At 66.8% G+C, this 11,426-nt stretch carries 6 protein-coding genes and 3 rRNA genes; 2 read left to right on the top strand and 7 right to left on the bottom strand.

The features are described from left to right. Positions 1–63 precede the first annotated feature (63 nt). From rrf to trpS, 6 genes are all read right to left on the bottom strand, one after another. Positions 64–180 (bottom strand): 5S ribosomal RNA (gene rrf, locus QMQ26_RS12350). Positions 181–260: 80 nt separating this feature from the next. Continuing rightward, positions 261–3,369, bottom strand: a 23S ribosomal RNA gene (locus QMQ26_RS12355). A 280-nt stretch (positions 3,370–3,649) separates the two neighbouring features. Further along, positions 3,650–5,166: ribosomal RNA gene (locus QMQ26_RS12360) — 16S ribosomal RNA — on the bottom strand. The 16S, 23S and 5S rRNA genes sit together here, the layout of an rRNA operon. Before the next feature lie 506 nt (positions 5,167–5,672). After that, positions 5,673–6,323 (bottom strand): nucleoside/nucleotide kinase family protein, encoded by a 651-nt coding sequence (locus QMQ26_RS12365; RefSeq protein WP_282205734.1) that lies wholly within the window; start codon positions 6,321–6,323, stop codon positions 5,673–5,675. A 69-nt stretch (positions 6,324–6,392) separates the two neighbouring features. Then, a complete protein-coding gene (locus tag QMQ26_RS12370; RefSeq protein ID WP_282205735.1) occupies positions 6,393–7,322 on the bottom strand; it encodes a S66 peptidase family protein in 930 nt (309 codons plus the stop codon). Positions 7,323–7,491: 169 nt separating this feature from the next. Then, the gene (gene trpS / locus QMQ26_RS12375) at positions 7,492–8,538 is read right to left on the bottom strand and encodes a tryptophan--tRNA ligase (RefSeq protein WP_282205736.1); all 1,047 of its coding nucleotides are present in this window, start codon (positions 8,536–8,538) and stop codon (positions 7,492–7,494) included. A gap of 813 nt (positions 8,539–9,351) precedes the next feature. On the opposite strand from trpS, the gene QMQ26_RS12380 reads away from it, so the two are divergent. Then, complete coding sequence (locus tag QMQ26_RS12380; protein ID WP_282205737.1) at positions 9,352–9,600, top strand: hypothetical protein; 249 nt, start codon at positions 9,352–9,354, stop codon at positions 9,598–9,600. Positions 9,601–9,652: 52 nt separating this feature from the next. On the opposite strand, the gene QMQ26_RS12385 is transcribed toward QMQ26_RS12380, so the two are convergent. Further along, a complete protein-coding gene (locus QMQ26_RS12385; RefSeq protein WP_100838192.1) occupies positions 9,653–10,192 on the bottom strand; it encodes an NUDIX hydrolase in 540 nt (179 codons plus the stop codon). 115 nt (positions 10,193–10,307) lie between these two features. Between QMQ26_RS12385 and QMQ26_RS12390 the strand changes: the two genes are divergently transcribed. Then, positions 10,308–11,204 (top strand): ATP-grasp domain-containing protein, encoded by an 897-nt coding sequence (locus tag QMQ26_RS12390; RefSeq protein ID WP_282205738.1) that lies wholly within the window; start codon positions 10,308–10,310, stop codon positions 11,202–11,204. Positions 11,205–11,426 lie beyond the last annotated feature (222 nt).

An 11,426-nucleotide genomic window follows, 5' to 3' on the forward strand; every position in this document is an offset into this window, starting at 1 on the left:
TCCCGTTCCGGAAATGCAGAAAGGGCCCCAGCCGTCAGGCTGGAGCCCTTTCCTTGAAAGATTGTTCGGCGGCGTCCTACTCTCCCACAGGGTCCCCCCTGCAGTACCATCGGCGCTGTGAGGCTTAGCTTCCGGGTTCGGAATGTAACCGGGCGTTTCCCTCACGCTATGACCACCGAAACACGGTGAAACGTGTCGCCACCCACCCGTGGCAGGGTGGGGGTCGTTGTTTCAGAACAACACAGTGGACGCGAGCAACTGAGGACAAGCCCTCGGCCTATTAGTACCGGTCAACTCCACCCCTCACAGGGCTTCCATATCCGGCCTATCAACCCAGTCGTCTACTGGGAGCCTTACCCTCTCAAGGAGGTGGGAGTGCTCATCTCGAAGCAGGCTTCCCGCTTAGATGCTTTCAGCGGTTATCCCTCCCGAACGTAGCCAACCAGCCATGCCCTTGGCAGGACAACTGGCACACCAGAGGTTCGTCCGTCCCGGTCCTCTCGTACTAGGGACAGCCCTTCTCAACACTCCTACGCGCACAGCGGATAGGGACCGAACTGTCTCACGACGTTCTAAACCCAGCTCGCGTACCGCTTTAATGGGCGAACAGCCCAACCCTTGGGACCTACTCCAGCCCCAGGATGCGACGAGCCGACATCGAGGTGCCAAACCATCCCGTCGATATGGACTCTTGGGGAAGATCAGCCTGTTATCCCCGGGGTACCTTTTATCCGTTGAGCGACGGCGCTTCCACAAGCCACCGCCGGATCACTAGTCCCTACTTTCGTACCTGCTCGACCCGTCAGTCTCACAGTCAAGCTCCCTTGTGCACTTACACTCAACACCTGATTGCCAACCAGGCTGAGGGAACCTTTGGGCGCCTCCGTTACCCTTTAGGAGGCAACCGCCCCAGTTAAACTACCCACCAGACACTGTCCCTGATCCGGATCACGGACCCAGGTTAGACATCCAGCACGACCAGAGTGGTATTTCAACGGCGACTCCACCCGAACTGGCGTCCGAGTTTCACAGTCTCCCACCTATCCTACACAAGCCGAACCGAACACCAATATCAAGCTATAGTAAAGGTCCCGGGGTCTTTCCGTCCTGCTGCGCGAAACGAGCATCTTTACTCGTAATGCAATTTCACCGGGCCTGTGGTTGAGACAGTCGAGAAGTCGTTACGCCATTCGTGCAGGTCGGAACTTACCCGACAAGGAATTTCGCTACCTTAGGATGGTTATAGTTACCACCGCCGTTTACTGGCGCTTAAGTTCTCAGCTTCGCCCGACCGAAATCGGACTAACCGGTCCCCTTAACGTTCCAGCACCGGGCAGGCGTCAGTCCGTATACATCGCCTTACGGCTTCGCACGGACCTGTGTTTTTAGTAAACAGTCGCTTCTCGCTGGTCTCTGCGGCCACCACCAGCTCAGGGAGCACGTCCCGTCACCAGCAATGGCCCCCCTTCTCCCGAAGTTACGGGGGCATTTTGCCGAGTTCCTTAACCACAGTTCACCCGAACGCCTCGGTATTCTCTACCAGACCACCTGAGTCGGTTTAGGGTACGGGCCGCCATGAAACTCGCTAGAGGCTTTTCTCGACAGCATAGGATCATCCACTTCACCACAATCGGCTCGGCATCAGGTCTCAGACGCATGTTGCGCGGATTTGCCTACGCAACGTCCTACACCCTTACCCCGGGACAACCACCGCCCGGGCTGGACTACCTTCCTGCGTCACCCCATCGCTCACCTACTACCCCGTTGGGTCACCGGCTCCACCACGTCCCTTTGTCCGAAGACTCCGGGCCGGCTTCACGGGCTTAGCATCAAGAGGTTCGACGTTGGCGCTTCAAAGCGGGTACGGGAATATCAACCCGTTGTCCATCGACTACGCCTGTCGGCCTCGCCTTAGGTCCCGACTTACCCTGGGCAGATCAGCTTGACCCAGGAACCCTTGGTCAATCGGCGCAAGAGTTTCCCACTCTTGTATCGCTACTCATGCCTGCATTCTCACTCGTGAACCGTCCACAACTCGATTCCTCGGCTGCTTCACCCGGCACACGACGCTCCCCTACCCATCACAGCCTCCGTTGGGAGTATTGCTGCAATGACACGACTTCGGTGATGTGCTTGAGCCCCGCTACATTGTCGGCGCGGAATCACTTGACCAGTGAGCTATTACGCACTCTTTCAAGGGTGGCTGCTTCTAAGCCAACCTCCTGGTTGTCTCTGCGACTCCACATCCTTTCCCACTTAGCACACGCTTAGGGACCTTAGTCGGTGTTCTGGGCTGTTTCCCTCTCGACCATGGAGCTTATCCCCCACAGTCTCACTGCCGCGCTCTCACTTACCGGCATTCGGAGTTTGGCTAAGGTCAGTAACCCGGTAAGGCCCATCGCCTATCCAGTGCTCTACCTCCGGCAAGAAACACGCGACGCTGCACCTAAATGCATTTCGGGGAGAACCAGCTATCACGGAGTTTGATTGGCCTTTCACCCCTAACCACAGGTCATCCCCCAGGTTTTCAACCCTGGTGGGTTCGGTCCTCCACACGGTCTTACCCGCGCTTCAACCTGCCCATGGCTAGATCACTCCGCTTCGGGTCTTGGGCATGCAACTATGGGCGCCCTATTCGGACTCGCTTTCGCTACGGCTACCCCACACGGGTTAACCTCGCTACACACCGCAAACTCGCAGGCTCATTCTTCAAAAGGCACGCAGTCACAGCCCCAAAAGGACTGCCCCCACGGCTTGTAGGCACACGGTTTCAGGTACTATTTCACTCCGCTCCCGCGGTACTTTTCACCATTCCCTCACGGTACTATCCGCTATCGGTCACCAGGGAATATTTAGGCTTAGCGGGTGGTCCCGCCAGATTCACACGGGATTTCTCGGGCCCCGTGCTACTTGGGAGAAGCTCAAGCGAGCCGTACAGATTTCGTCTACGGGGGTCTTACCCTCTACGCCGGACCTTTCGCATGTCCTTCGACTACCCATACGGTTTCTGACTCGCCCAGCCGCCGGCAGACGACTGAAGAACTTTCCCACAACCCCGCTCTGGCAACCCCTGCCGGGTCTCACACCACAACGGTTTGGCCTCATCCGGTTTCGCTCGCCACTACTCCCGGAATCACGGTTGTTTTCTCTTCCTGCGGGTACTGAGATGTTTCACTTCCCCGCGTTCCCTCCACATACCCTATGTGTTCAGGTATGGGTGACAGCCCATGACGACTGCCGGGTTTCCCCATTCGGACACCCCCGGATCAAAGCTCGGTTGACAGCTCCCCGGGGCCTATCGCGGCCTCCCACGTCCTTCATCGGTTCCTGGTGCCAAGGCATCCACCGTGCGCCCTTAAAAACTTGGCCACAGATGCTCGCGTCCACTGTGCAGTTCTCAAACAACGACCAGACACCCACACCAGACCACCCTCACAGGTGGCCTCGCCTGAGGCCGGCATCCATGAGACAACGGCAAGCCGTTCCCTCAGGACCCAACAACGTGCCCGACACACCCGCTCCAGGAGCCGCGTTCCACACCCCGGAGGGCAGTACTGGCGGTCCATCACCGTGTGTGCCGAATAGTCAACGTTCCACCCATGAGCAACCGTGCGAGACATGCGCTCGCAAGCGGCTATGTGCTCCTTAGAAAGGAGGTGATCCAGCCGCACCTTCCGGTACGGCTACCTTGTTACGACTTCGTCCCAATCGCTGGTCCCACCTTCGACGGCTCCTCCCCTGACGGGTTAGGCCACCGGCTTCGGGTGTTACCGACTTTCGTGACGTGACGGGCGGTGTGTACAAGGCCCGGGAACGTATTCACCGCAGCATGCTGATCTGCGATTACTAGCAACTCCAACTTCATGGGGTCGAGTTGCAGACCCCAATCCGAACTGAGACCGGCTTTTTGGGATTCGCTCCGCCTCGCGGCATCGCAGCCCTTTGTACCGGCCATTGTAGCACGTGTGCAGCCCAAGACATAAGGGGCATGATGATTTGACGTCGTCCCCACCTTCCTCCGAGTTGACCCCGGCAGTCTCCTGTGAGTCCCCGACATTACTCGCTGGCAACACAGAACAAGGGTTGCGCTCGTTGCGGGACTTAACCCAACATCTCACGACACGAGCTGACGACAACCATGCACCACCTGTACACCGACCACAAGGGGGCGCCCATCTCTGGACGTTTCCGGTGTATGTCAAGCCTTGGTAAGGTTCTTCGCGTTGCGTCGAATTAAGCCACATGCTCCGCTGCTTGTGCGGGCCCCCGTCAATTCCTTTGAGTTTTAGCCTTGCGGCCGTACTCCCCAGGCGGGGAACTTAATGCGTTAGCTGCGGCACCGACGACGTGGAATGTCGCCAACACCTAGTTCCCAACGTTTACGGCGTGGACTACCAGGGTATCTAATCCTGTTCGCTCCCCACGCTTTCGCTCCTCAGCGTCAGTAATGGCCCAGAGATCCGCCTTCGCCACCGGTGTTCCTCCTGATATCTGCGCATTTCACCGCTACACCAGGAATTCCGATCTCCCCTACCACACTCCAGCCTGCCCGTATCGTATGCAGACCCGGGGTTAAGCCCCGGGCTTTCACATCCGACGCGACAGGCCGCCTACGAGCTCTTTACGCCCAATAATTCCGGACAACGCTCGCACCCTACGTATTACCGCGGCTGCTGGCACGTAGTTAGCCGGTGCTTCTTCTGCAGGTACCGTCACTTGCGCTTCTTCCCTGCTGAAAGAGGTTTACAACCCGAAGGCCGTCATCCCTCACGCGGCGTCGCTGCATCAGGCTTCCGCCCATTGTGCAATATTCCCCACTGCTGCCTCCCGTAGGAGTCTGGGCCGTGTCTCAGTCCCAGTGTGGCCGGTCGCCCTCTCAGGCCGGCTACCCGTCGTCGCCTTGGTAGGCCATTACCCCACCAACAAGCTGATAGGCCGCGGGATCATCCTGAACCGCCGGAGCTTTCCACCAACCCCCATGCAGGAGAAGGTCGTATCCGGTATTAGACCTCGTTTCCAAGGCTTGTCCCAGAGTTCAGGGCAGATTCCCCACGTGTTACTCACCCGTTCGCCACTGATCCACCCCGAAGGGCTTCACCGTTCGACTTGCATGTGTTAAGCACGCCGCCAGCGTTCGTCCTGAGCCAGGATCAAACTCTCCGTGAATGCTTCCACGAAAGAGCGGCACGGCGACCACCGGAATAGGGCGGCCCCGCGCACTGCGTCCTCGCTAGTATTTTACTTCAAAAGGAATCTCCAACCCCGAACAGAGTCGAGGCCGGGGATGTCAACATATCTGGCGTTGACTTTTGGCACGCTGTTGAGTTCTCAAGGAACGGACGCTTCCTTCGACCGGCCTTCCGACCGCATCTCCGGGCGCTTCGTTCTTTCGTGTTCCCAGCTTATCAGATCCGAGCTCGTGCTCTTTCCCGACTCGCTTTCGTCTTCCGCGACCTGACGGCCCTTCCGACGTTTCAAACTCTAGCCGATCCCCGCTCCGAAAAGCGAATCGGCCACAATCTCCGAAAAAGCGCACGACGAATACGAACGGGGACGCGAAAGACACGCGACCCGCCACGGATCAGCCGAACCGGTTTCTCAAGGGATTGGCCGCCCCGGGACCGTCCACGCAGACACGTGTCCGGTGCTCCCTGCCGAGCGACTAGTCGACACTACGCCGACTGATGGACAGATGCAAACTCGCCCGGACGGACCACCCAGTCGCAGGCCGCGCGGGTGGTCGCCACGTACGCGGCGTTGGGTCCGTCGTTGCTGTCGACGCGGCGGCGGGCGGCCGTCCGGTCCTGGCCGCCGGCGGTGTGGCGGGCGAGCAGGCGGGCGTCGCGGGTCTTCTCGTCCGCGTCGACGTACCAGAGTTCGCGCAGCAAGGCTCGGGCGTCCGTCCACGGGGTGGTGGGGGCCGCGAGGTAGTTGCCCTCGGTGACGACGAGTCGGGTGTGGGGGTGGATGAGGTGGCGGGCGGCGACCGGTTCGTCGAGGGTGCGGTCGAAGTCGGGGGCGTAGACCTCGTGGAAGCGGTCGGTGGCGACGCGCTGGAGGAGGGCGAGGTAGCCGCGGGCGTCGAAGGTCTCGGGGGCGCCCTTGCGGGGGCGCAGGTCGAGGCGGTCGAGTTGGGCGTTGGAGAGGTGGAAGCCGTCCAGGGGGAGGTAGGCGGCGGTGTCGGGGCCCTCGCGGTGGTTGACCTCGTCGATCAGGAGGCGGGCGAGGGCGGACTTGCCGGCGGCGGGCGGTCCGGCCAGGCCGAGGATGGTCCGTCCGGTGCCGCTGCCGGGGCCGCGCAGCAGGCCGAGGGCGCGGGCCACTGCCTGCTCCGCGGTGGCGGCGGGTCGGGGGCGGTGCTGGGGGTGCCTTCGACGTGCATGGATCGCACCCTACGCGCCGGTAGGGGTGCCGAGGACGGGTGCGTCGAGGGTGAGTGTGGCGGCGTCGGCGTCCAGGGTGGCGGGGACGCCGAGCGGGACGGTGATCGAGGACGGGCAGTGGCCGAAGCCGAGTTCCCACAGGACGGGGACGCCGAGGTCGCCGAAGTGGTCGAGCATCACGGCGCGCACGCCGTCGAGCGGGCCGCAGCCCTCCCAGGAGCCGAGGACCACGCCGGCCAGGCCCTCCAGGGCTCCGCTGCGGCGGAGTTGGGTGAGGATGCGGTCGAGCTGGTAGGGCTGCTCGTTGACGTCCTCCAGGATGAGCAGGCGGCCGGCGAAGGACGGGCGCGCGCCGGGGGTGCCGCGGTCGGCGGAGAGCAGGGAGGCGCAGCCGCCCATCAGGACGCCGTGCGCGCGTCCGGGGACGAGGGCGGTGGCGTCGGGGCCGGTGAGGACGGTGGTGGTGGCGGGTTCGAAGAGGGTGCGGCGCAGGTGTTCGGCGGTGGCGGGGTCGGTGCTGAACACGGTGGTGCCGGGCATCGGGCCGTAGAGGGTGGGGACGCCGAGCCGCTGGGCGACGGCTTCGTGCAGGACGGTGATGTCGCTGAAGCCGACCAGGGGTTTCGGCGGTACCGCCCGCATCGCGTCCCAGTCGAGGAGGTCGACCATCCGGTGCGCCCCGAAGCCGCCGCGGACGCAGAGGACGGCGGCGATGTCGGGGTCGAGCCAGGCGGACTGCAGGTCGGTGGCGCGGTGGGCGTCGGTTCCGGCCAGGTGCGGCAGCGTGGGGTGGGTGTCGTGCAGGTGCGGGAGGACGACCGGGTCCAGGCCCCAGGAGCGGACGATGTCGGTGCCGAGGTCGAGTCGGGCGGGGTCGATCGCGCCGCTGGGAGCGGCGAGGGCGACCCGGTCGCCGGGGCGGAGCGGGCGCAGGGACATCCGGTACTCCTTCGGGGAGCGCGAACGGGGACGCGTCGGGGCGGGCGGCGAGGGGGTCGGGAGACGGGCGGCCGTTGTTCCGCCCGCTGACGGTATCCCCCGTTCGGTGACGGCCCATCCCGGCGGTGCCGCTGCCGCCCTGCCGGGACGGGGTGCGGGCGGTCGGGGGTCAGCAGGTGCCCATCGCGGTGCGCACCTCGTCGAGGGTGCGGTCGGCGACGGCGTTGGCGCGGGCGTTTCCGGCGTGCAGGACCTCGCGCAGGACGGTGCGGTCGGCGGCGAGTTCGGCGCGGCGGGCCCGCAGGGGGCGGAAGTACTCGTTGACCGCCTCGGTGACGGTGCGCTTGAGCAGGGCGGCTCCGCCGCTGCCGATCTCCTCGGCGACGGCGTGCGGGTCCCGGTCCTGGCAGAGGGCGGTGAGCAACAGGAGGTTGGAGACGCCGGGGCGGTTCTCCGGGTCGTAGGCGATGTGGCGGTCGGGGTCGGTGACGGCGCCGCGGAGCAGCCGGGCGGTCTCGTCCTCGTGGGCGCCGAGGGCGATGGCGTTGCCCCGGCTCTTGCTCATCTTGCCGGCGTCGGTGCCGAGCAGCAGGGGTGCGCGGGAGAGCAGGGCCTGCGGTGGGGGGAAGAGGGGGGCGTAGCGGTCGTTGAAGCGGCGGGCGATGGTGCGGGTGACTTCCAGGTGCGGCAGTTGGTCCTGGCCGACCGGGACGAGGTCGGCCTTGCAGAACAGGATGTCGGCGGCCTGGTGGACGGGGTAGGTGAACATCAGCCCGCTGACGGCGGACTGCCGGGAGTGGGCGATCTCGTCCTTGACGGTGGGGTTGCGGGAGAGTTCGGCGACGCTGACCAGGCTGAGGAAGGGCAGCATCAGCTGGTTGAGCGCGGGAACGGAGCTGTGGGTGAAGATCGTGGCGCGCTCCGGGTCGACGCCGGCGGCCAGGTAGTCGAGGACCAGGTTCTCCGCGTGTTCGGCGGGGCGGTCGGCGCGGTCCCGGTCGGTGATCACCTGGTAGTCGGGAATGACGATCATCAACTCGAGCCCCTGCGCCTGGAGTTCGACCCGGTTCCGGAGCGTCCCGAAGTAGTGGCCGAGGTGCAGCGGCCCGGTGGGGCGGTCGCCGGTCAGGATGCGGTGGTGCCCTGCGGCGGTGGCCGCGACCAGCGGGTTAGGGGTGGCGGCGGTGGCAGAGGGGACGTCGGTGGCGGTGGTCATGGCGGGAGGTGCTCCTCGGTTGCGGTCGGTGGCCGCCCGCCGGGGTGGGCCCTGGTCCGTCCGAGGTGCTCGCGCCGGGGCCGCCCTTGCGGACGGCCCTGGAGTCATGCGTGGGGGACGGCCGTCCTAGGACGGCCACCAGCGCAGGCATGACGTGAGAGACATGCCTCCCACCATAACGCTGCGTCCCTGGCCCGCAACGGGTTTGGCGCCTCGGTGCGGAACCATCGAGTGTGTGCGTACGTCCCTTGGCCCGATGCGCACCGGTGGTGCAGGATCGGGCGAGCTCAGAATCCGGAGGGGCAGCAGCCATGACCTCGCGCGAACAGAACGCGTCGGACCGGCCGTACGCGGACGCCAACCGGCCTGCGGCGACGGGCGGTTCGGTGCCGGTCGGCCCGGTGCCGGACGGTCGCGGGACGGCGGGCGCGGCGGACCGGGCTGAGCGGGAGCGCGTCGCGTCGGACCGGGGCGGGGACGTGCTCGGGGGACGGGTGACGGGGGGCGGGTGCTGGGTGCGGGTGCTCCCGGGGTGGTCGGGTGGTCGCCGGGGGCCTGGGGCGTCGGCGGGCCGGTGGGTCGGGCGCGTCCGCAGCGGCGGCCCGCGCCTTCGCGGCGGCTGAGCCAGGTGCGGGCGGCGCCGACGGCGCCGGACGGGTTTCCCGATCCGGCGGAGGACGTCGCCGTCGGGGCCGCCGGTGCGTCGGTGGACCCGGTCGGGGTGCCGATGGGGGTGCTGATCGGTGGGTCGCCGGGGCCGGTCGAGGGGCCGGGCCGGGCGGGCGGGGGCCGGACCGCCGGGTGGCGGCGCGGTTGCTGCGGTTCGGGTCCGGCACCTGTCAGGTGGTGCTGCCGGAGTGGCGGCCGGCCATCGCGGTGTCGGTGCCCACCGAGCAGTTGCAGCGTTCGACCGGGCTGGGCCCGGAGGAGCTCCGTTCCGCCCTGCTGTCGGTGGTGATCAATCCGGAGGCGGTGCACGACCGGGAGCTCGGACTGCGTGACTGGCAGGCCGAGGTACCGGCGGCCCGTGGACGCCGGAGGGGTCGGCGCCCGATCCGCTGAACCGGTTCGGTCGCGGCTCGGACCGCGCGGCCGTCCGGGAGTCGGGCGGCTGTCAGCCGTCTCCCTCCGGGGCGGGGTTGGGCACGTAGCCGAGGTGGACGGGTTCGATCGGGTCGGGTGCCGCGTCGCGGACCGCGGTGAGCAGGCTGGACAGGTTCGGCGGCCAGAGCGGGTCGGCGTCCGGCGCGGCGAGTTCGGCCGGCGTCCACCAGTGCCAGCCGAGGATGCCGTCGACCCGGTGGACCGCTGCCACGTCTCCCGGCTCGCGCCGCGGGCCGTGGGTCAGGAAGATGTGCTCGTGCTGGCGGACCGGGGTGCCGTGCCAGGTGAAGTCGTGCTCCCAGGTGCAGATGAGTGCGCCGGGCCGGAGGTCGGTCCAGCCGGTCTCCTCGTGCAGCTCCCGGAGGGCGCCTTCGATCGGGGACTCGCCCGGCTCCAGGCCGCCGCCCGGGGCGTTCCAGTGCAGCCCGACCTCGGAGTTGTCGGACCGGAACAGGAGCACCTCGCCCTCCGGCGAGAGCACCACCGTCCGCGCCGCCTGCCGGGGCACCCGCCCGCCGCCGGGTTTCCGGCGCCCTGTGATCCATCGCATGCGAGCACCCTGGCAGAGGGCGGAACGGGGTGTCGATCGGGTTTTGGGGCGGAAATGCGGGAGGGGCCAAGGGATTTCCGGCTCTCCACCGATCGGTGGACCTAATCTGAGCCGCATGGTAGAGCCCGCCGTCATCCTTCCGTCAGACCCGCTCCTCCCCCGCCGGGTGGACCCGCATTTCGCCTGGGAGGCCGGGGCGGTCCGGGCGGTGGGCGGCAGTCCTCTCCTGCTCGACCACGACGCGCTGCTCGCCGGGGACGTCGGGGCCGCCGTCCGCCGCGTCCCGGCCGGTCCGGGACCGCTCTGGTACCGGGGCTGGATGATCCCCACCGCCCGGTACGCCGAACTCGCCGAGGCCCTGGCCGCCCTCGGCCGACCGCTGCTGACCGGCCCGGACGCGTACGCGACCGCCCATGAACTGCCCGGCTGGTACGGGACGTTCGAGTCGCTGACCCCGGCCAGCAGCTGGCTGCCCGGCCCGGACTGGGACCGGACCGCGCTGGCCGCGGCGGCCGCCGCCCTGGGCGGGCGGGGGCCCGCGGTGGTCAAGGATTACGTGAAGTCCCGCAAGCACGAGTGGGCCGAAGCCTGCTACGTGCCCGAGCTGGCCGACCTCGACGCGCTGGAGCGGGTGGCGTCGCGCTTCACCGAGTTGCAGGGCGAGTTCCTGGCGGGCGGGCTGGTGGTGCGCCGCTTCGAGCGGTTCGTCCGGGCCGCGGACGGGCGGGCCGAGGAGGCCCGAGTCTGGTGGCTGGACGGCGAACCGGTGCTGGTCGGACCGCACCCCGACAGCCCGGCGAACCGGGTGGAGCCCGACCTGTCCGCCGTCCGCCCACTGGTCCGCCGGCTGGGGTGCCGGTTCGTCACCACCGACCTGGCCCGCCGCGCCGACGGGGAGCCTGCGGACGGGGCCGGTCGGTGGTGGGTGGTGGAGGTCGGGGACGGTCAGGTCAGCGAACTGCCCTCCGGGGTGGACGTCGAGGCGCTGTTCCGGGCGCTGCTGAAGGCGTAGCCCGGGCAGGGGCCCGGCGGTTCCGGCGGTTCCGGCGGTTCCGGCGGGGCGGTCCGTACCGGGTGGTGGCCCGGTCACGACCGCCGAGCGGCCCGGTCGTGCCCCGCCCGGGACGGCTCCGGGACCGAACGGCCGTGGCCCCGACCACCTCCGACTACCCCCGAGGTCGACGGCCGTTCCGCACCCGCCGGTTCAAGGGCGGGCGCGGGCGCCGTCGGCCTC

The sequence above is a fragment of the Kitasatospora fiedleri genome (assembly GCF_948472415.1).
Classification (GTDB): Bacteria; Actinomycetota; Actinomycetes; order Streptomycetales; family Streptomycetaceae; genus Kitasatospora; species Kitasatospora fiedleri.